The following is a 20440-nucleotide window of genomic DNA, read 5'->3' as shown; positions in this document are numbered from 1 at the left end:
TGGTGATCAGGCCGCGCTGGCACGCTGGTGCAGCCGGGTCACGGCATCGAGCGAGGACAGCAGCGCGCCTTCCTGCCAGCAGCCGTAATAGGAACAATGTTCGCCGGCGAGCACGATCCGCCCGTCCAGCGACACCAGGTCCTGATAATGTTCTGCCCGGCTGTCCTCGGTCCAGGTGGCGCAGCAGCCCAAAATCCACGGCATGCGGTTCCACGCCACGCTCGCGCCCGAACGAAATTCCGCCTTGTATTCGGCCGGATGGAACACCGCGCCCTGATCGAGCGCGGCGGCGATACGCTTTTCGGGCGTCATCCCGGCCAGCATATAGGCACCCACCCCGCCATAGGGATAGGCGCCCAGGATGACCGCCGGGCCTTTGTCGAACCAGTTGCCGCTGGGATAGGAAATCAGCCCGATCGGCTGATCGGTGAACGAATGGCCGCCATAGATGGCATAGTCGGTTTCCCAGAACCGCCGCTTCATCTCCAGCCCGATCTTCACCGAATTGCTGTAGGGCAGCGCCCGGATCGCGGCCTTTTTGGCGGTGGACACCTGGAAATCCATCTGCCCCAGCACCGTCGCCGGGATCGTGCACACCAGCCAGTCGGCACGGGTTTCGCCGGTGGTGCCGGTCTTCGTATCGGTCCACTGCGCGGTGACGCCACGGTCATCCTGCGCCACTTTGGTCACGCGGGTGTTCAGCCGGATCAGATTGCCCAGCTTCGCCGCAAACGCCTTGCCGATATTGTCCATCCCGCCCTTGGGCTGAAACATCGTCGTCTGCATGACGTGTTCGGCGTAAAAACCGATCTGTTCCCACACTTTGGATTGCAGCGTGTCGTGCAGGCCGCCGACCTCACCCGGTATCGGCGCGCCGTTCACGCCGCCGCCGGGCGGCCGGTCCCAGCCGCGCTGTTCGCCGACCTTCACGCTCTTGGTATAGGCCATCGAGTTGTCGAGCACGCCCCATTCGCGCATCGCTTCGAGCAGTTTGGCCTTGTCCTCACCCGTCACCGCGCTGTCGAGCGCCCCGGCGTTGAGCGATTTGGCCAGCAATTCGGCCACGTGCCCTTTGAAATCGGTAGTGAGGTCACGATAGGGTTGCGGCTTGCCGCCATTGACATTCTTGCGGTGGATCAGCGCATTGTGGTTGAGCTGCGCAAAATGTTCGAGCTCCACCCCCAGCTCCTGGCAATAATGCAGCACGGTGCGGTGGTGATAGGGGATGCGCCAGGGTCCGGGATTAAGGTAGTTGCCCGGCGCATATTGCACCGTCTGCGTCGATCCCAGTTCGGTGATCACATCGCCGCCGCGCACGGTATAATTGCGCCCGCCGCTGCGGCCCTGAAATTCCAGGATCTGCACTTTGTAGCCGGCCTTGGTCAATTCATAGGCCGCCACCATCCCGGCCAGGCCCGCGCCCAGCACCAGCACGCTCGCCCCCGGTTTTGCCCCCGACAGCGTTGGCGGGCCGGTGAACTGGCTGTCGGCGGCGTGCCCCAGCACCGTCATCGCCTGATACAGCGCCGCCGCGCCACCCGCCTTGCCGATCATCGTCAGCAATTGGCGCCGGGTCGGGGGGCCGTGCAGATCGGGCGACTGGGGATCGGTCATGAAGCGTCCTTATGGAATGGAAAACGGGTCTGAAAATCGGGCGTCAGTGCCCGCAGTTGCAATCGGGGACCGGCGCCTTCGATGATCCGACGCGATCGATATCGGCGACGGTCACCGGGTCTTTGTAGGCGTTGAAATGGCCGCGAACATACGTGATCACCGCGGCCATCTGCAGTTTGGTCAGGATGTCGGTAAACCACGGCATCGCACCGCGCCCTTTCAGCAGCACCGCAACCGGATAATCCTTGTTCGCCAGATGCGGGTTGCCGGCCAGCGCGGGCACCTGCATCCCGGCCTCTCCGCCGCCCTTGGCATCGGCCATGTGGCAGGCCTGGCAGATCTGTTCAAAGATCTCCTTGCCGCTGTCGCCCGCTGCCGCGTCGGCAGTCGCCGGGCCGGAATGGTCCTGGGCAAACCCCGGATCGGCCAGTGTGGCTGTGGCCAGCAGGGTGATCGCGGCAAAGCCGGCCAGCGCCATGCGATTTCGTCTGTTCATGCCGCGTTTTCTCTGAACCCATTGCCCGTGTGACGGACGATTTCACCCGGGCACAGTCAATGCCCTGGCCGTGGGTCTGTCAAGCCACGGCCCACCCGGGCAACCCCGTCTTTTTTGCAGCGCAGCCAAACCCCGGATTTCCCGAATGGCAAATTTTCAAACCGGCGATACACTGGGCGTCGAAGCACCATCACCAGCACGAGGATCAGCCATGTCCGGACCAGCCATGATCAAAACCGCGCTTTGCGCCGCCATCGGCCTGGCGCTGCTGCCAGCGGCCCCTGCCCTGGCGCAAGTCGTCAAGATCCCCAACACCAGCTTTCCGCTGATCCTGCAGGGTGCCGAGGTCAAGGCCGGCACCGACCTGTTCTTTCTGTCAGGGCAACTGGCATCGCCGATCGACCCCACCAAGACCGAAGTGAAATCGTTCGACGATCTGGGCGACACCAAAACGCAGACCATCAGCACGCTGACCAAGATCAAGGCGCTGCTGGAAAGCAAGGGCTATACGATGGCTGACCTGGTCAAGATGACGCTGTTCATCGCCGCCGACCCGAAACTGGGCAAGCTGGATTTCGCGGGCGCCAACGCCGGATTCAAACAGTTTTTCAACACCGCCGACAACCCGACCACGGTCGCACGTTCGGCGTTTCAGGTGGCGGCACTGGCCGGGCCATACTATCTGATCGAAATCGAGGGCATCGCCGCGAAGAAGAAGTAGGTGGATGCATGATCCTCCCCGTTCCGGGGAGGATCAGGAATCGCTATTCCGCCGAACGGATGGCGATCGCGGCGGCGGCGGCGCGGGTTTCCACGCCCAGCTTTTCGTAAATGCGTTCCAGGTGTTTTTGCACCGTGCGCGGCGATATTTCCAGCACGTCGCTGATGTCGGCGTTGGGTTTGCCATAGCTGATCCACAGCAGCACTTCGGCCTCACGCACGGTCAGCCCGTGGCGCACTTGCAGCCGCGCGGCATCCCCGACCGGATCGTACTGGTTCAACCGGATCAGCACCTCGTTTTCGCGGTATTGCGCGATCAGCACCAGTTCCAGCGCGAAATCATCGCCATCGTTACGAAAATCGATGCGCAGCGCGGCGCCGGGGGTGTCGCTGCGTTGCAACAGCCGTTCGATGGTCTGGCGCACCACATCGGGCAACTGGCGGCGTTCGCGGTCCCAGCCGGCCTCAACCCGCGCGATCGCGCGTTCGGCCAGGGGCGTGCACCACAGGAATTGCCCGGCCAGGTCGGTCGCCAGCATCATCCGCCCGGTCGCATCCAGCCCGACCGCGCTGGCCTGCGCCGCGCGCGCATGATCCATATGCACGCGCACCCGCGCCAGCAATTCATGCACGTTGACCGGTTTGCGCACATAATCGACGCCGCCGGATTCAAACCCCTGGACGACATGTTCGGGGTCGGTCAGCCCGGTCATGAAAATCACCGGCACATGGCGCCATTGCGGGTTGGCCTTGATCGCCACGGTGGCGTCAAACCCGTCCATCCCCGGCATCACCGCATCCATCAGCACCAGATCGGGCACCACATGCGCCATCAGATCGAGCGCACCCTGCCCCGATGTGGCCACCAGCACGGTGATCCCGCTGGTTTCCAGCGTGTCGGTCAACAGGCGCAGCGATTCCGGCTGGTCATCGACCACCAGCACCGTATCGCGGTGGAGCAAGGCTTCGGTCATGGACGGGCCTTTTCCAGCATGCGTGCCAGCCCGGCAAGGTCAAAGCGGTCAAGCAGGTCATAAAATCGGCGCACAGCCGGTGAATCTTTGCCGACAATCGCCTCGATCGCCCGAATTTCGGTCTCGATCCCCCGCACATGGCCAATCTGCACGCGTTCACGCAGCGCTGTCAGGTGCACCTGCGCCGCATCGGGCAGGTCGATCACATCCCCCGCCGCGGCCGGTTCGGGCACTGCCACGCCGGTGTCGGGACCGGCCGCGGCAAATGTCCAGGTCAGCCCCAGCAGTTCGCCAATGGTGTCGGTCAGCGTATCGATTTCGACCGGTTTGACCAGAAAGCGGTCGTGCGCGGCATCGTCGGTCGGGTCAGCCGGGCCGTGGCGTTCGTGCGCGTTGGCCGACAGCATGACAATGCGCATGCCCGCCCCGCCCAGTTTGCGCAAGCGCGCCGCGGTTTCCCAGCCCGACCAGCCGGGCATGGCAATGTCCAGCAGCGCCAGATCAAAATGCTGTGCCCGCGCCATCGCCAGTGCGGTTTCACCATCGGCCGCCGCCACCACGTCGAACCCGAGTTCGGACAGCACGTGGCGCACGAATGCCAGCTGGCGCGGATCATCATCAGCCGCCAGAATCGATCGGCGGTCGCCCAGATACCCGGTCGCGACGCGCCGCGCGACACCCAGCCGTTCACCCGGGCCGTCACGGTGCCCGACCACCTCGCCCAGCATGACCCGCACGCGGAAACACGACCCCTGGCCCGGCACGCTGTCCAGTTCCAGCTCTCCGCCCAGGATCTGCACGATCGCGCGGGTGATTGGCAGGCCCAGCCCGATGCCGCCGCCGCGTGCGCCTTCGACCCCGCGGTCGAATGGCGCAAAGATGCGCTCCTGCGCCTCTGGCGGGATGCCGGGACCGGTGTCGCGCACTTCGAACGTGGCGACCTGGGCGGAATAGCGGACCGCCAGCACGACTTCGCCCGTATGGGTGTATTTGATTGCGTTGGCGACCAGATTGATCAGCGCCTGGCGCAGGCGTTTTTGATCGGTGCGCACATATTCGGGCAGGCGCCCGGCGATTTCCAGGCGGAACGCCAGCCCCTTGGCGGCGGCGGCCGGCCGGAACATGCGATCGACCTGATCGATGAACGCGGGCAGCCGCACGGTGTCGGACGACACGCGCATTACCCCGTTTTCGACCAGCGAGATATCCAGCAGCCCTTCCACCAGATCGGCCAGATGTTCGGCACTGCGGCGGATCACCCGCGCGGCATCGACCGTATCGATCGCGGACCCGCGTTCCAGCAATTGCGCGTAGCCATAAATCGCGTTGAGCGGAGAACGGATTTCGTGGCTGACATTGGCCAGATAGCGGCTTTTGGCGGCGTTGGCGGCATCGGCAGCATCGCGTTCGCGCTGTAACACGGCATGGTCGGCGGGTAGCGGGATTGCGGCTGGGCCGGCGACGGCGGCGGCCGCCGGCGCGGGTCCCGGCGACACGCGTGGACTGCTGCGTGCGCCGGCCAGTGCCCGCGCGCCGACCACCATCGCGCTGATCAGCCCCAACCCGCCGGCCAGAATCAAGCCGGCAGGCACATCGCGGCGCGCCCGTGTCACGCCCGCGCGTCCCGCACGGCAGCAGCCATCGCTATACGAAGCAACGACACGGCCTGGCCACATGGCAAAGGCGCCGGTACGGCCACATTCATCGGTGTTTTGTTTGACCCCACACGCAATCCGGCCTGCATTTCCGATCCGGGCTGGATACCCGTTAACCGCAGCCGTTATCTGTATGCGGGTGTGTGCACTGCAAACGATACTGCATCAAGCCCGTAACGCAGGTTTTGCGCGCTTTCGGGCCGTGCCTGTCGCGTTTTTGCGGCGCGGATCAGATCACCCGGTCGCGCTGCAAACGCTGCAGCAGCCGCTGGGCAACCGAATTGCGGATCGCCTTTCCTTCGCGCAGTTTGACCCAGGTGTTCAGTCCGATCCCGAAATGGCTCTGAATCACCTCTGGCTTTTGACAGTGGATAATCGAGCGCATTTTGGCCACGACCACCGGTTCGACATGGATCAGTTTCTGGATGCGCATCGTCCCTCATTCCGATAAGTTGCGATGCCAGATTATGCTGCATTGCCGCGACGCGAATACGCAATTTGACCCATGCCGCTTGGCAGGCGCAGCGGTTACACCGGGGATAACCCCCAACTGATCGCGCCATGACGCGACAGCGGGACTCGATTGGCCAGACCCTGCGTACCGCCGCTTGGCCAGATGGACAGGGTGACTTTGATCACAGTTCACGATAGCCGCGCCACTCCCCTGACCGACGGGGATGGTTTGGCTCACGCTGTCTGCAACGGTTAATCGATCTGGCGCCGGGCCGCGGGGCATGGCAAAGGCCAGCGATGATCCGGGGCAAGCCGCTGGCTGCCGCTGTTGTTGATGGGATTGGTACTACCCGATGTCTGCCCTGCTGATCCTTGCCGCCGCCGCCGCGCTGCCCGCCGCCGATGGCCAACCCGATACCGCGACCGATGGCACGCCTGCGCCAATCGTGGTGACCGGGCGCCCGCTGGGCGATCTGCCCGCCAGCGGCGCCTATGACGTGTCGACGATCGACCGCACCCGCATCGCCACCACAGCATCGGGCCGGTTGGAAGATGCGCTGGGCGATGTCGCCGGATTGCAGCTGTTTCGCCGGTCCGACAGCCGCGCGGCCAATCCGTCTGCTGCCGGGTTCACCTTGCGCGGGCTGGGCGGCAATGCCGCCAGCCGCACGCTGGTGCTGCTGGACGGTGTGCCGCAGGCCGATCCGTTTTTCGGATCGGTGCCGCTGACCGGGATCAATCCGGCCGATCTGGCCGCGATCCGTGTGATTCATGGCGGCGGCAGCGGGGCGTTTGGCGCAGGCGCAGTGGCCGGCACGATCGACATGACCAGCGCCGGTCCCGATGCGCGAGGGGTGTTTGATGGCGAAGCGCTGGTCGATGATCGCGGCGATACCAGCGTGGCCGCCGGGGTCGCACCCCGGCTGGGCAACGGTTTTGCGGTATTGTCGGGCCGATGGGATCGCGGACCCGGTTTCTGGACCACGCCCGATGGCCAGCGCAGCGCTGCCAGCGCGCGGGCGCGATATGAAAGCTGGTCGATCGGATTGCGCAACGTGGTGCAGGTCGCGCCGGATATCGAACTGCAGACGCGCATCGCCGCATTCAGCGACCGCCAGACGCTGCGCTTTGCCGGGGCCGACAGCGGCATGAGCGGCCAGGATGCCAGCGCACGGCTGATCGGCCGCGGGCGCTGGCAATTCGATGCGCTGGTCTATGGCCAATTGCGCGATTTCACCAATCTGACGCTGAGCGCAGCGACGTTCAAACCGGTCAACAACCAGCGTGCCACCCCGTCAAGCGGGATTGGCGGCCGGATCGAGCTGCGCCCGCCGCTGGGCCGCAACCATGTGCTGCGGCTGGGTGCCGACTGGCGCGAACTGGCCGGGCACGAGGACGAGGATATCTATACCCGGGGCGTGGTAACCAGCCGCCGGCGTGAGGGCGGCACCAACGATGACCTGGGTATCTATGCCGAACATGCCTGGACATTGGGCAGCGTGCAGCTGACCGGCGGTGCGCGCGCCGATCATACCGTGGTGCGCGATGGCCGTATGCAGACCTTCAAACTGGATGGCACCACACTGACCGATACCGCCTATGCCGCGCGCGGCCAATGGACCGGATCGTTCCGCGGCGGCGCGCTGGTGCATGTGACGGGAGCAATCGATCTGCGCGGGTCGGCCTATACCGGGCTGCGTCAGCCCACGCTGAACGAACTGTACCGGTCGTTCAGCGTGTTTCCGGTGACCACCCTGGCCAACCCGGCACTGGTCAACGAACGGTTGCGCGGGATCGAGGGCGGGTTTGACTGGCGCCCGGCCAGCGCCGTGGCGCTGCACCTGACTGCGTTTGACAACGAGATCCGCAATGCCATTGCCAACATCACGGTCAGCCCCACCACCCAACTGCGCCAGAATGTGCCGGCGGTGCACGCCCACGGGCTGGAGGCCGCGACCGAGGCGCATGCCGGCAGGCTGACGCTGAATGCCACGCTGGCCTATACCGTGGCGCGAATGGATGCGCCGGGCCAGGCCTATGACGGGTTGCGCCCGCCGCAGACCGCGCGGATCAACGCCAGCGCCACTGCCGGCTGGACGCCCCGCGCCGGCTGGACCCTGGCGCTGACGCTGCGCCATGTCGGTGTCGCATACGAAGACAGCCTGAACACCGCCGCGCTGCCGCCGGCCACCACGCTGGGTGCGTTTGCCACGCTGCCATTGATCGGACCGTTCAGCCTGGTGCTGCGCGGGGAGAACCTGACCGACGCCCGCGTGGTCACCCGCAATTCGGGCGGCACCATCGATATCGGCACCCCGCGCACAGTCTGGGCCGGCATCCGCGCGCGGTTGCCCTGACGTCAAACCTTGTCCGGCCGGGTGATCGTTCACATAAACCGTCAGGCCATACGAATGCGCTGTTGCAACGGCCCGCCGGGGTGATACCTCTGGCCGGGGGGAGAACCGGAGGCATGCGCGCAAAAACCGCGTCGTCTGCATCCGTCTTTTTACCCCGCCGCCACTTGACTGCTTGATCGACCGCCACGTGCTGGCCTAGGTCTGCGCAGGAGGGATGCGGATGCCGGTAACGGGCACGAACACCAGTGATCTGGCCGGGCGCAGCCAATGCGCACGACCAAGCTTGCCCAGGAGCCGCATTGCATGAGCCTTGATATCCCGCTGGACCCCGGATCGAAAGCCGCGGTGATCGATGCGCACATCATCGATGTGTTGCGCCACCGCGTGGGCAAGGACGAACGCGCCGCCAAACCGCACGACTGGTACACCGCCACGGTCTATACCCTGCGCGACGCGATCATCGACGTGTGGATGGAAACGACGCGCGAAACCTATGCCAGCGGGGCGAAGCGGGTCTATTACCTCAGCCTGGAATTCCTGATCGGGCGGTTGTTGCGCGATGCGCTGTCGAACCTGGGCCTGACCCGCGAAATGGAAAAATCGCTGCGCCAGCACGGCCTGGACCTGGCCGCGCTGGAGGAGCTGGAGCCCGATGCCGCGCTGGGCAACGGCGGGCTGGGGCGGCTGGCGGCCTGTTTCATGGAAAGCCTCGCCAGCCTGGGCATCCCGGCCTATGGCTATGGCATCCGGTATAAAAACGGCATGTTCCGCCAGCGCATCGATGATGGCTGGCAGGTTGAACTGCCCGAAACCTGGCTGAGCCATGGCAACCCGTGGGAATTTCCCCGCCGCGAAAGCGCCTATCTGATCGGGTTTGGCGGCGAAGTGGTCGACCGCGGCGATGCCGTCGAATGGCTGCCCGCCGAACAGGTAGAGGCCAGCGCCTATGACACGCCCGTCGTCGGCTGGCGCGGCAAGCGGGTCAACACGCTGCGGCTGTGGACCGCGCGCGCGCTCGATCCGATCCGGCTGGACCGTTTCAACGCCGGCGATCACGTCGGCGCGCTGGTCGAAGAGGCGCGCGCCGATGCGCTGGTGCGCGTGCTGTACCCGGCCGACAACACCCCGTCGGGGCAGGAACTGCGGCTGCGGCAGGAATTCTTTTTCACCGCCGCGTCGATCCAGGACATCGTGCGGCGGCACATGCAGTTCCATCGCGATATCCGCACGCTGCCCGACAAGGCGGCGATCCAGCTCAACGACACGCATCCGTCGGTGGCGGTGGCCGAAGTGATGCGGCTGATGGTCGATGTTCACGGCATCGAATTCAACGAAGCGTGGGATCTGACGCGGCGCACGATCGGCTATACCAACCACACCCTGCTACCCGAAGCGCTGGAATCGTGGCCGCTGCCGCTGTTTGAACGGCTGCTGCCCCGGCACATGCAGATCATCTATGCCATCAACAGCCGCGTGCTGCGCGAAGCGCGGCGGGCGGGCCTAAGCGATCAGCAGATTTCCGCGATCAGCCTGATCGACGAACATGGCGAACGCCGCGTGCGCATGGCCAATCTCGCGTTTGTCGGCGCGCACAGCGTGAATGGCGTGGCCGCGCTGCACACTGACCTGATGAAATCGACGGTGTTCGCCGATCTCAACGCGCTGTACCCCACCCGCATCAACAACAAGACCAATGGCGTCACCCCGCGCCGCTGGCTGCTGGAATGCAACCCGGGCCTGACCGCGGTGATCAAGGATGCGATCGGCGATGCGTTTCTGGATGACACCGAAAAACTGTCCGATCTTAACGCGCTGGCCGACGATGCCGCGCTGGGCGAACGCATTGCCGAGGTCAAGCGGTCGAACAAGGTTGCGCTGGCCACGCATCTGAAACAATTGACCGGGGTGCGGCTGGACCCCGACGCGCTGTTCGATGTGCAGATCAAGCGCATCCACGAATACAAGCGCCAGTTGCTCAACCTGATTGAAACGGTCGCGCTGTATGACCAGATCCGCAGCCATCCCGAACGTGACTGGGTGCCCCGTGTCAAGATTTTCGGCGGCAAGGCGGCATCCAGCTATCACAATGCCAAACTGATCATCAAACTGGCCAACGACATCGCCCGGCGCGTCAATTCCGACCCGTCGGTCGGCGGACTGCTGAAAGTGGTGTTCGTGCCCAATTACAATGTCAGCCTGGCCGAACGGCTGATCCCCGCGGCCGATCTTTCCGAACAGATTTCCACCGCCGGGATGGAGGCATCGGGCACCGGCAACATGAAATTCGCGCTGAACGGCGCGCTGACCATCGGCACGCTGGATGGCGCCAATATTGAAATCAAGGACCGCGTGGGCGATGCCAATATCGCCATTTTCGGGCTGACCGCCGACGAGGTGATGCATGCCCGCGCCAATGGCTATAACCCGCGCGAAATCATCGAAAATTCGCGTGAATTGCGGCAGGCGATTTCGGCGATAGCGAGCGGCGTGTTCAGCCCCGATGATCCCGATCGCTATGCCGGGCTGATGGGCGGGTTGTACGACAGCGACTGGTTCATGGTCGCCGCCGATTTCGACAGCTATCACGCGGCGCAGCGCGGCATCGACACGCGCTGGAACGACAAGCCCGGCTGGCGCGCCGCGACGATCCGCAACATTGCCAATGTCGGGTGGTTTTCATCCGATCGCACCATCCGCGAATATGCCCGCGATATCTGGGGCGTATAACTACAGCACGATTGCCAAACAGACAGCCAGCGAGACGACTGGTGCAGTTACAGGAGAGGACAAACGACAATGCAGCCGCCGGCGACCGCCATCGAAGCCTTGCTGAATGGAACGCATGCCGATCCGTTCGCCATGCTTGGCCTCCATCTGGGTCCGGGCGGCTGTTTTGCGCGCGCGGTGCTGCCCGGCGCGGCGCAGGCGCAGGCGTTCAGCCTGGGCGGCACTGATCTGGGCGCGCTGACGCTGGTCGATCCGCGCGGGCTGTTTGAAGGCGTGGTGATGGGCCCGCGCCAACCTGTGCGCTATCGCTGCCGCAGGGACGGGCACGAATGGTGGGTGACCGATGCCTATTCATTTGGCCCGGTGCTGGGCCCGACCGATGATTTCCTGATTGGCGAAGGCACGCATTTCCGCCTGTTTGACAAACTGGGCGCGCATGTCATCGAACACGAAGGCGCCACCGGCGTGCATTTTGCGGTCTGGGCACCCAATGCGCGGGGCCTGGCGGTGGTGGGCGATTTCAACGATTGGGATGGCCGCCGCCACCCGATGCGGCGGCGCACCGATACCGGCATCTGGGAAATTTTCCTGCCCGACATCGGCCTGGGTCGCGCGTACAAATTCCGCATTACCGGCCCCGATGGCACGGTGCTGCCGCTGAAGGCCGATCCGTTTGCGTTTGCATCAGAGCTGCGACCGGCGACCGCGTCGATCGTGGCCAGCCCTGGCAAGCCCGATTGGGACGATGCCGCGCACCGCAAATATTGGGCCGGCACCGATGCCCGGCGTGAAGCGATTGCGATTTACGAGGTCCATCCCGGATCATGGCGCACCCCGCCGGGCCGGCTGTTCCCGACCTGGGATGAACTGGCCGACCAGCTGATTCCCTACGTCGTCGACATGGGCTTTACCCATATCGAATTCATGCCGGTCAGCGAACATCCCTATGACCCCAGCTGGGGCTATCAGACCACCGGGCTGTTTGCGCCGACCGCGCGGTTTGGCGGCCCCGATGGCTTTGCACGGTTTGTCGAAGGCGCGCACCGCGCCGGGATCGGCGTGCTGATCGACTGGGTGCCGGCACATTTCCCCACCGATGCGCATGGCCTGGCGCATTTTGACGGCACCGCGCTGTACGAACATGCCGACCCGCGCCAGGGGTTTCATCCGGACTGGAACACCGCGATCTACAATTTCGGGCGGCGTGAGGTTGAGGCGTTTCTGGTCAACAACGCGCTGTTCTGGGCAGAGGTCTATCATGTTGACGGGTTGCGCGTCGATGCGGTGGCATCGATGCTGTACCGCGATTATTCGCGTGAGGCGGGCGAATGGATCCCCAACGCCGATGGCGGCCGCGAAAACTGGGAAGCGGTGCATTTTCTGCAGGACATGAACCGCGCGGTCTATGGCCGTCATGCCGGTGTCATGACCGTGGCCGAGGAAAGCACGTCATGGCCCGGGGTGTGCCAGCCGGCACACGAAGGCGGGCTGGGTTTCGGGTTCAAATGGAACATGGGCTTCATGCACGACACGCTGAAGTATATGGCGCGCGACCCCGTCCATCGCCGCCACCACCATGACGAGATCACCTTCGGGCTGGTCTATGCCTTTGCCGAAAACTTTGTGCTGCCGCTCAGCCATGATGAGGTGGTGCACGGCAAGGGATCGCTGCTGAACAAGATGAGCGGCGATGACTGGCAGAAATTTGCCACCCTGCGCGCGTATTACGGGCTGATGTGGGGCTATCCGGGCAAAAAACTGCTGTTCATGGGGCAGGAATTTGCACAGGCGCGCGAATGGAGCGAGGCGCGCGAGCTCGATTGGCAGCTGTTGGGCGATCATCGCCATGCCGGCATGCAGGCGTGGGTGCGCGATCTGAACCACGCCTATCGCCGTTGCCCCGCGCTGCATGCGCGCGATTGCGAAGGCGACGGATTTCAATGGCTGGTGGTCGATGATGCGCTGGCCAGCGTGTTTGCGTGGGTACGGCTGGCGCCAGGTGCCAATTCGGTGGCGGTGGTCAGCAATTTCACCCCCACGCTGCACGGCCAGTATCGCCTGCCGCTGCCGATCGACGGGGTGTGGCGCGAAGTGCTGAACAGCGATGCCGCGCATTATGGTGGATCGGGCCAGGGCAACCTGGGCGCGGTCACTGTCAGCGATGGCGCGGCGCTGGTGGTGTTGCCACCACTGGCGACAGTGATGTTTGAATATGCCGGGGCCACCGGCGCGCAAAAATAACCGCGGGGAACAATGGGAGAGGGCACGATGAGGGACAGGACCAAAGGACAACCGCTGGCGCGTGACGCCATGGCCTATGTGCTGGCCGGGGGGCGCGGCAGCCGCTTGCGCGAATTGACCGACAACCGGGCCAAACCGGCGGTCTATTTCGGCGGGGTCAGCCGGATCATCGATTTTGCGCTGTCGAACGCCCTCAATTCGGGCATCCGCCGCATCGGCGTCGCCACCCAGTACAAGGCGCATTCGCTGATCCGCCACATGAACCGGGCGTGGAATTTCATGCGCCCCGAACGCAACGAAAGCTTTGACATTCTGCCCGCATCGCAGCGCGTGTCGGAATTGATGTGGTACGAAGGCACCGCCGACGCGGTGTACCAGAACATCGACATCATCGAGAGCCATGCCCCCAAATACATGGTCATTCTGGCCGGCGACCATATCTACAAAATGGATTACGAATTGATGTTGCAACAGCACGTCAATTCGGGTGCGGACGTTACCATCGGCTGTCTGGTGGTGGAAAAGGCCGAAGCCACCGGGTTTGGCGTGATGGCGGTGGACACCAACAACCAGATCACCGCGTTTGTTGAAAAACCGGCCGATCCGCCGACTATTCCCGGTGATCCCGCGCACAGCCTGGCATCGATGGGCATTTATGTGTTCGAAACCCGGTTCCTGTTTGAACAGTTGCGCCGCGATGCCGCCACGCCCGGATCGACGCGCGATTTCGGCAGCGACCTGATCCCCTATATCGTGAAACACGGCAAGGCAGTCGCGCACCGGTTTACCGACAGCTGCATCCGCGCGGCCGAACAGCTGGGGGAATACTGGCGCGATGTCGGCACGCTGGATGCCTATTTCGAGGCCAATCTCGATCTGACCGACACCGTGCCAAAGCTTAACATGTATGACCGCGAATGGCCGATCTGGACTGACCAGATCGTCGCCGCCCCGGCAAAATTTGTGCACGATCAGGATGGCCGGCGCGGCATGGCGATATCATCACTGATCAGCCAGGATTGCATCGTGTCAGGCGCGCTGGCGCGGCGCAGCCTGCTGTTCACCGGGGTCAAGATGGGATCGTTCAGCCAGGTCGAAGAAGGCGTAATCCTGCCCTATTGCAACATCGGGCGCGGCGCGCGGCTGAAACGGGTGATCCTGGATTCGGGCGTGCGCATCCCCGAAGGGCTGATCGTCGGCGAAGATCCCGAACTGGACGCGCAGCGGTTCCGCCGCACCGAAAGCGGGCTGTGCCTGATCACCAAATCGATGATTCAGAAACTGGCTGACTGACCGGGTCGGACCGGGATCGCAGCGCATGAACAGGCAGACACGATCATGACCATCCATGTGCTGTCGATCGCGTCAGAGGCCGCGCCGCTGGTCAAGACCGGCGGGCTGGCCGATGTGGCAGGCGCATTGCCCGCCGCCGTCGCTGCGCACGACGTGGCAATGACCACGCTGCTGCCAGGCTATCCGGCGGTGCTGGCGGCGGTCAGCGGTGGAAAAGGCAAAGTGAAGCCGATCCACAGCTGGCCATCGCTGCTGGGACAACCGGCGCGGCTGGTGTCGGGCACGATTGGTGGCCATCCGCTGCTGGTGCTGGATGCGCCGACGCTGTTTGCGCGCGACGGCGGGCCTTATGGTGATGCGACCGGGCGCGATTGGGCCGACAATGGCCTGCGCTTTGCCGCATTTGCGCGCGCCGCTGCCGATATTGCCGGCGGCGCGGTGCGCGGGTTACATTTCGACATCGCGCATGCGCATGACTGGCAGGCGGCGTTGGTGCCGGCCTTTCTGCGGTTTGCCCCGCCTGGCGCTGCTCCGCCCCCACCGAGCGTGATGACCATTCACAACATGGCGTTTCAGGGCTTTTTCCCGGCCTCGCTGTTTGCGCAACTGGGCCTGCCGGATGCGGCGTGGTCGATCAATGGCGTTGAATACCATGGCGGGGTCGGATTTTTAAAGGCGGGGCTGGATTCAGCCTGGGCGATCACCACGGTCAGCCCGACTTATGCGCGCGAAATCCGCTCTGCCGAATTTGGCATGGGGCTGGACGGGCTGATCCGCGCACGCGGCCACCAGGTGCACGGCATCGTCAACGGCATCGACACGCGCGAATGGAACCCGGCCACCGATGCGGCGCTGGCCAGCCAGTATACCGCGCGGACGCTCGACCGCCGCACCGCCAACAAGGCCGCGCTTGCCGCGCAGTTCGGGCTGCAACCCGGCCCCGATGCGCTGTTCGTGGTGATCAGCCGGCTGACCTGGCAAAAGGGCATGGACGTGCTGTTGCAGGTGATCGACCAGCTGGTCGGGCTGGGCGCGCGGCTGGCGCTGCTGGGATCGGGGGACAAAGCGCTGGAGGCAGGGTTTGTCGCCGCCGCCGCCCGCCACCCCGGCCGCATCGGCGTGCGCATCGGTTATGACGAGGCGCTGTCGCACCAGTTGCAGGGCGGCGGCGATGCAATTCTGGTGCCCAGCCGGTTCGAACCGTGCGGGCTGACGCAGTTGTATGGCCTGGCCTATGGTTGTGTGCCGGTGGTGGCGCGCACCGGTGGGCTGGCCGATACGGTGATCGATGCCAATCCGGCGGCGCTGGCGGCGGGCGCGGCCACCGGGGTGCAGTTCAACGCAGTCACCCCCGATGCGCTGATCGATGCGATCGCGCGCACGGTGGCGCTGCATGGTGATGCCGCGGCGTGGCGCACGATCCAGCGCGCCGGAATGAAGGCCGATTTTTCGTGGGGACGCAGCGGCAAGGCCTATGCCGACCTGTACAACCATTTGTTGGAGGTCCGATGATCACGACTGTTCCGTCCGCACCGTTTGCCGGGCAAAAGCCGGGCACATCGGGCCTGCGCAAAAAAGTGCGGGTGTTTGCCCAGCCCAATTATGCCGAAAACTTTGTCCAGGCGGTGTTCGATGTTGTCGCCCCGGCGCCCGGCAAGGACGCGCCGGGCACCGCGCTCGTGATTGGCGGCGATGGCCGTTATCACAACCGCACGGTGATCCAGGTGGCCATCCGCATCGCCGCCGCCAATGGCTATGGTCGCGTGCTGGTGGGCCAGGGCGGCATCCTGTCCACCCCGGCGGCTAGCCATGTCATCCGCAAATATGGCGCGAGCGGCGGCCTGATCCTGTCGGCCAGCCACAACCCCGGCGGCCCGGACGAAGATTTCGGCATCAAATACAACATCGCCAATGGCGGACCCGCCCCCGAAGGCGTGACCGATGCGATCTATGCGCGCACCACCACCATCGATCGCTGGCTGACGGTGGAGGCGGCTGATGTCGATCTGGACAGCCCGGGTGACAGCACGGTTGGCGGAATGACTGTCAGCGTGATCGATCCGGTCGCGGATTATGCCGATCTGATGGAAACGCTGTTCGATTTTGCGGCGATCCGCAAGAGCGTCGCCGGGGGCCTGACCATGGCGTTTGACGCCATGCACGCGGTCACCGGGCCCTATGCGACCGAAATCCTTGAACGCCGGCTGGGTTTTCCGGCCGGCACAGTGCGCAATGGCATTCCGCTCGAAGATTTTGGCGGGCACCATCCCGATCCCAACATGGTGCATGCCCACGAATTGTTTGAAACCATGTTCGGCGCCGACGCGCCCGATTTCGGCGCGGCATCGGATGGCGACGGCGACCGCAACCTGATTGTCGGGCGCGGGCGGTTCATCACCCCGTCGGACAGCCTGGCGATGCTGGCCGCCAATGCGCATGTGGCGCCGGGCTATGCCAAGGGGTTGAAAGGCATTGCCCGGTCGATGCCGACCAGCGCCGCTGCCGATCGTGTCGCCGCCGCGCTGGGCGTGCCCGCGTTCGAAACCCCGACCGGGTGGAAATTTTTCGGCAACCTGCTCGATGCCGGGATGGCGACCATCTGCGGAGAGGAAAGCGCCGGCACCGGGTCGGACCATGTGCGCGAAAAGGACGGGCTGTGGGCGGTGCTGCTGTGGCTGAACATTTTGGCGGTGCGCGGCATGAGCGTCGATGCGCTGGCGCGCGAACATTGGGCGACCTATGGCCGCAACTATTATGCGCGGCATGATTACGAAGCTTTGCCGACCGATGTCGCCGACGCGCTGATGGCCGAATTGACCGCCAGCCTCCCCGGTCTGCCTGGCAAAACCGTTGGCGCGCTGACCATCGCACTGGCCGACAGTTTTTCCTACCTCGACCCGGTCGATGGCAGCACCAGCGCCAACCAGGGCCTGCGCGTGTTGTTTGAGGGCGGATCACGCATCGTGTTCCGGCTGTCGGGCACCGGGACCGAAGGGGCAACCTTGCGCGTCTATCTCGAACGCTATGAGCCGAACCATGGCGCGCTCGATCAGGATACCGGCGCGATGCTGGCCGACCTGATCGCGGCTGCTGACGCGATTGCCGGGATTGTTCGCCACACCGGCCGCCTGCAGCCCAGCGTCATCACGTGACCGCCGTTCCCGGACCGGATTCGACCCGGTTCAGGGTGCGTGCCCCGCGCGCCACGGCGGTGTGGCTGTGCCTGTTTCCCTTCGGCCAGGAAGCCCGCCTGCCGATGGCACGTGACGGTGATGACTGGGTGCTGGATGTGCCGGGCGACCTGTCGGGCCACGCTTATGGTTTTCGTGCGGATGGCACCTGGGCACCCGAAGCGGGGCTGTGGTTCGATCCGGCCAAATTGCTGGTCGATCCACATGCGGTGGAACTCGATCGGCCGTTCCACCAAGACCCGACGCTGGCGACCTATGGCGCAGACACGGCCACGCTGGTGCCGCGCGCGATCGTGCAGGCCGGGTTGCCGGATATCCCCCCTGCCCCGCCCGTGTTTGCGCCCGGCGGGCTGATCTATGAAGTCAATGTGCGCGGCTTTACCATGGCGCATCCCGCTGTGCCCGTGGCGCAGCGCGGCACCGTGGCGGCGCTCGCGCATCCGGCGGTGATCGCGCATTTGCAAAAGCTGCGCGTGGTGGCGGTCGAACTGATGCCGATCGTCGCGTGGATCGATGAACGCCACTTGCCCGCGCTGGGGCTTAGCAATGCCTGGGGCTATAACCCGGTGGTGCCGATGGCGCTGGAACCGCGGTTGTGCCCCGGCGGGGTGGCCGAACTGGCCGCGACAGTCGCCACGCTGCGCGCCGCCGGGATCGGCGTGATCCTGGATCTGGTGTTCAACCATACCGGCGAAAGCGATGTGCACGGTGGTGTTTTGGCCCTGCGCGGGCTGGACAACGCAGCCTATGCGCACGCGGCTGACGGCACGCTGATCAACGACACCGGTTGCGGCAACACGCTCGATTTTGCACAACCGGCGCTGCGCGCGCTGGTGCTGGATACCTTGCGCCATTTCGTGCGCCATGCCGGGGTGGATGGTTTCCGGTTCGATCTGGCGCCGGTGATGGCGCGCGGGCCGGGGTTTGCCGCCGATGCGCCGATCTTTGCCGATATCGCGGCCGATCCGTGGCTGGCCGACCGCGTGATGATTGCCGAGCCGTGGGATATCGGCCCGGGCGGATACCAGCTGGGCCGGTTTCCACCCGATTGGCTGGAATGGAACGACCGCTGGCGCGATGATGTGCGCCGGTTCTGGCGCGGGGACAGCTGGGTCGGCCTGCTGGCCACGCGCATGGCCGGTTCATCCGATATTTTCAGGTCCCATGCCGATACGGCGTGCCGGTCGGTAAACTTTCTGGCCGCGCACGATGGTTTTACGCTGGCCGATCTGCTGGCCTATGACCATCGCCACAACCACGCCAATGGCGAAGACAACCGCGATGGCCACGGCGAAAATTTCAGCTGGAACAACGGTTGCGAAGGGCCAAGCGACGATCCCGCGGTCACCGCGCGCCGCGCCGCCTTTGCCCGCGCGATGCTGGGCACGCTGTTTGCATCGACCGGCACGATCATGCTGACCGCTGGCGATGAATGCGGGCGCACGCAATATGGCAACAACAACGCCTATGCGCAGGACAACACGGTCACCTGGTTTGACTGGGCCGGGCGCGATGTGGCGCTGGAGGACCATGTGGCGGCGCTGGCGGCCTGGCGCGGCGCAGATCACCCCGCACGCACGCATTTTCCCGATGATGGCACCTGGTTGACGATCGATAGTGTGCCAATGACCGCCGCCACCTGGGACGATCCGGCGACCACCGGCGTGGCCTGGCGCGCGCGCGATGGCGCCGGTTATGCCATCAACCGCGCACAAATCGCGGTCACGCTGTTCGGCGCCGTGAAAAAATCGGGATGGGAAGCGCAACGCACTTAATAAAAAGCCCTCCCCCTCAGGGGGAGGGTTGGGTGGGGGTGTCCGGCGCCCGTGTTTTGAGCGTCATGGCGGATGTCGGACACCCCTCCCCAACCCCTCCCCTGAGGGGAGGGGCTCAGTGAACCCCGTTTGTTTTCACTTCAGCGCGGCGCACCCCACTGGAACAGCGGCGCACCCACGCTGATCGCCGCCGGGGTGTCACCGGTGTCGGGCATCACGCCGGGCGGCACCGATGCGGGTGACAGCTGGCGCAACTGGTCCAGCCCGAATGCCCATTCGCCCACCGCCGACCGGGTGTTGATATGGCCGACCGCGCCGGCATCGACCAGCCGTGCGCCCCACCGCTGCGCCAGGCGGCGGCCCTGCGCGATCGACAGCCAGCTGTCATCACGGCTGGTCACCACCGTGGCCGGAAACGGCAGTGGCGATGGCGGCAATGGCGCAAACCGGGTCAGGCGGCGGTCGGCCGGATTTTCCTCCACATCGGGCGGCGCCACCAGCAACGCGCCGATCACCGGGCAGGGTTCGGGCTTGCGCACATGGGCGTTGAACGCCGCTTCGTATTCGGCCCACCACGCCACCACGTGGCAGCCCAGCGAATGCGCCACCAGCACCACCGGCCGGTCCGACCGGCCGATCGCCAGCGCCAGCTTGCTGACCCAGGTGTTGCGATGCGGATCGTCCCAGCAGCCCAGATCGACCCGCCGCGCGCGCGGCAGCCGTGCCTCCCACAAAGTCTGCCAGTGCCCCGGCCCGCTGTTGTTGAGGCCGGGTATGATCAGCACATCGGGCTGCACCACCGTGCTGACGCTTGCAGTATCGTCGCTGTTCAGGTTCACCATGTCACCCGTCCTCGTTGGATAAAGCGTGGCCGGCGAATCGTGCGCCGGCCGGGCACCCCATGACGGTATCTCAAGCGCAAGCATAGACAATGCCCATGCGCC

The 20440-nt window shown here is 64.9% G+C and carries 14 protein-coding genes; 8 read left to right on the top strand and 6 right to left on the bottom strand.

The genetic code is table 11. The features are described from left to right. Positions 1-6: 6 nt before the first annotated feature. Both ABWP89_RS11945 and ABWP89_RS11940 read right to left on the bottom strand, forming a co-directional pair. Positions 7-1614, bottom strand: coding sequence for a flavin monoamine oxidase family protein (locus ABWP89_RS11945; RefSeq protein WP_353229494.1), 1608 nt, complete (start codon positions 1612-1614; stop codon positions 7-9). Positions 1615-1657: 43 nt separating this feature from the next. Beyond that, a complete protein-coding gene (locus ABWP89_RS11940) occupies positions 1658-2110 on the bottom strand; it encodes a c-type cytochrome (RefSeq protein WP_353229492.1) in 453 nt (150 codons plus the stop codon). 211 nt (positions 2111-2321) lie between these two features. On the opposite strand from ABWP89_RS11940, the gene ABWP89_RS11935 reads away from it, so the two are divergent. Continuing rightward, positions 2322-2831 carry a Rid family hydrolase gene (locus tag ABWP89_RS11935; RefSeq protein ID WP_353229491.1) on the top strand — a complete coding sequence of 170 codons (510 nt, stop codon included), beginning with the start codon at positions 2322-2324 and terminating at the stop codon, positions 2829-2831. A 43-nt stretch (positions 2832-2874) separates the two neighbouring features. Here the strand turns inward: ABWP89_RS11935 and ABWP89_RS11930 are convergent, their stop codons facing one another. The 3 genes from ABWP89_RS11930 to ABWP89_RS11920 form a co-directional block, all read right to left on the bottom strand. Next, entirely contained in the window at positions 2875-3804 is a 930-nt protein-coding gene (locus tag ABWP89_RS11930) for a response regulator (protein ID WP_353229490.1), read from the bottom strand. Next, entirely contained in the window at positions 3801-5417 is a 1617-nt protein-coding gene (locus ABWP89_RS11925) for an ATP-binding response regulator (RefSeq protein WP_353229489.1), read from the bottom strand. Before ABWP89_RS11925 ends, ABWP89_RS11930 begins: the two co-directional genes overlap by 4 nt. 271 nt (positions 5418-5688) lie before the next feature. Beyond that, the gene (locus ABWP89_RS11920; protein WP_353229487.1) at positions 5689-5892 is read right to left on the bottom strand and encodes a hypothetical protein; all 204 of its coding nucleotides are present in this window, start codon (positions 5890-5892) and stop codon (positions 5689-5691) included. A 373-nt stretch (positions 5893-6265) separates the two neighbouring features. On the opposite strand from ABWP89_RS11920, the gene ABWP89_RS11915 reads away from it, so the two are divergent. The 7 genes from ABWP89_RS11915 (at position 6266) to glgX (ending at position 19496) form a co-directional block, all read left to right on the top strand. Beyond that, a complete protein-coding gene (locus ABWP89_RS11915) occupies positions 6266-8269 on the top strand; it encodes a TonB-dependent receptor (RefSeq protein WP_353229486.1) in 2004 nt (667 codons plus the stop codon). A 303-nt stretch (positions 8270-8572) separates the two neighbouring features. Further along, positions 8573-10996, top strand: a complete 2424-nt coding sequence (locus ABWP89_RS11910; protein WP_353229484.1) for a glycogen/starch/alpha-glucan phosphorylase — start codon at positions 8573-8575, stop codon at positions 10994-10996. A gap of 69 nt (positions 10997-11065) precedes the next feature. Continuing rightward, positions 11066-13237 (top strand): 1,4-alpha-glucan branching protein GlgB, encoded by a 2172-nt coding sequence (glgB, locus tag ABWP89_RS11905; RefSeq protein ID WP_353229483.1) that lies wholly within the window; start codon positions 11066-11068, stop codon positions 13235-13237. Between the two features lie 27 nt (positions 13238-13264). Next, complete coding sequence (gene glgC, locus ABWP89_RS11900) at positions 13265-14530, top strand: glucose-1-phosphate adenylyltransferase (protein ID WP_353229482.1); 1266 nt, start codon at positions 13265-13267, stop codon at positions 14528-14530. Between the two features lie 45 nt (positions 14531-14575). Continuing rightward, a complete protein-coding gene (glgA, locus tag ABWP89_RS11895) occupies positions 14576-16042 on the top strand; it encodes a glycogen synthase GlgA (protein WP_353229481.1) in 1467 nt (488 codons plus the stop codon). After that, the gene (locus tag ABWP89_RS11890; RefSeq protein WP_353229479.1) at positions 16039-17682 is read left to right on the top strand and encodes an alpha-D-glucose phosphate-specific phosphoglucomutase; all 1644 of its coding nucleotides are present in this window, start codon (positions 16039-16041) and stop codon (positions 17680-17682) included. Before glgA ends, ABWP89_RS11890 begins: the two co-directional genes overlap by 4 nt. Beyond that, positions 17679-19496, top strand: a complete 1818-nt coding sequence (glgX, locus tag ABWP89_RS11885) for a glycogen debranching protein GlgX (RefSeq protein ID WP_353229478.1) — start codon at positions 17679-17681, stop codon at positions 19494-19496. Before ABWP89_RS11890 ends, glgX begins: the two co-directional genes overlap by 4 nt. 140 nt (positions 19497-19636) lie before the next feature. Here glgX and ABWP89_RS11880 read toward each other — a convergent pair whose 3' ends face one another. After that, entirely contained in the window at positions 19637-20338 is a 702-nt protein-coding gene (locus ABWP89_RS11880; RefSeq protein WP_353229476.1) for an RBBP9/YdeN family alpha/beta hydrolase, read from the bottom strand. Positions 20339-20440: the final 102 nt, after the last annotated feature.

The sequence above is a fragment of the Novosphingobium sp. genome (assembly GCF_040398825.1).
Lineage (GTDB): Bacteria > Pseudomonadota > Alphaproteobacteria > Sphingomonadales > Sphingomonadaceae > Novosphingobium.
Note: the sequence above shows the minus strand (reverse complement) of the source record. Positions and strands in the feature narration are given on the sequence as shown.

Coding starts and splice junctions, on each gene's coding strand:
- ABWP89_RS11880 (WP_353229476.1), bottom strand. CDS start 20,338: ATGGTGAACCTGAACAGCGACGATACTGCAAGCGTCAGCACGGTGGTG.
- ABWP89_RS11910 (WP_353229484.1), top strand. CDS start 8,573: ATGAGCCTTGATATCCCGCTGGACCCCGGATCGAAAGCCGCGGTGATC.
- ABWP89_RS11935 (WP_353229491.1), top strand. CDS start 2,322: ATGTCCGGACCAGCCATGATCAAAACCGCGCTTTGCGCCGCCATCGGC.
- glgC (WP_353229482.1), top strand. CDS start 13,265: ATGAGGGACAGGACCAAAGGACAACCGCTGGCGCGTGACGCCATGGCC.
- ABWP89_RS11930 (WP_353229490.1), bottom strand. CDS start 3,804: ATGACCGAAGCCTTGCTCCACCGCGATACGGTGCTGGTGGTCGATGAC.
- glgB (WP_353229483.1), top strand. CDS start 11,066: ATGCAGCCGCCGGCGACCGCCATCGAAGCCTTGCTGAATGGAACGCAT.
- ABWP89_RS11890 (WP_353229479.1), top strand. CDS start 16,039: ATGATCACGACTGTTCCGTCCGCACCGTTTGCCGGGCAAAAGCCGGGC.
- ABWP89_RS11940 (WP_353229492.1), bottom strand. CDS start 2,110: ATGAACAGACGAAATCGCATGGCGCTGGCCGGCTTTGCCGCGATCACC.
- ABWP89_RS11920 (WP_353229487.1), bottom strand. CDS start 5,892: ATGCGCATCCAGAAACTGATCCATGTCGAACCGGTGGTCGTGGCCAAA.
- ABWP89_RS11945 (WP_353229494.1), bottom strand. CDS start 1,614: ATGACCGATCCCCAGTCGCCCGATCTGCACGGCCCCCCGACCCGGCGC.
- glgA (WP_353229481.1), top strand. CDS start 14,576: ATGACCATCCATGTGCTGTCGATCGCGTCAGAGGCCGCGCCGCTGGTC.
- ABWP89_RS11915 (WP_353229486.1), top strand. CDS start 6,266: ATGTCTGCCCTGCTGATCCTTGCCGCCGCCGCCGCGCTGCCCGCCGCC.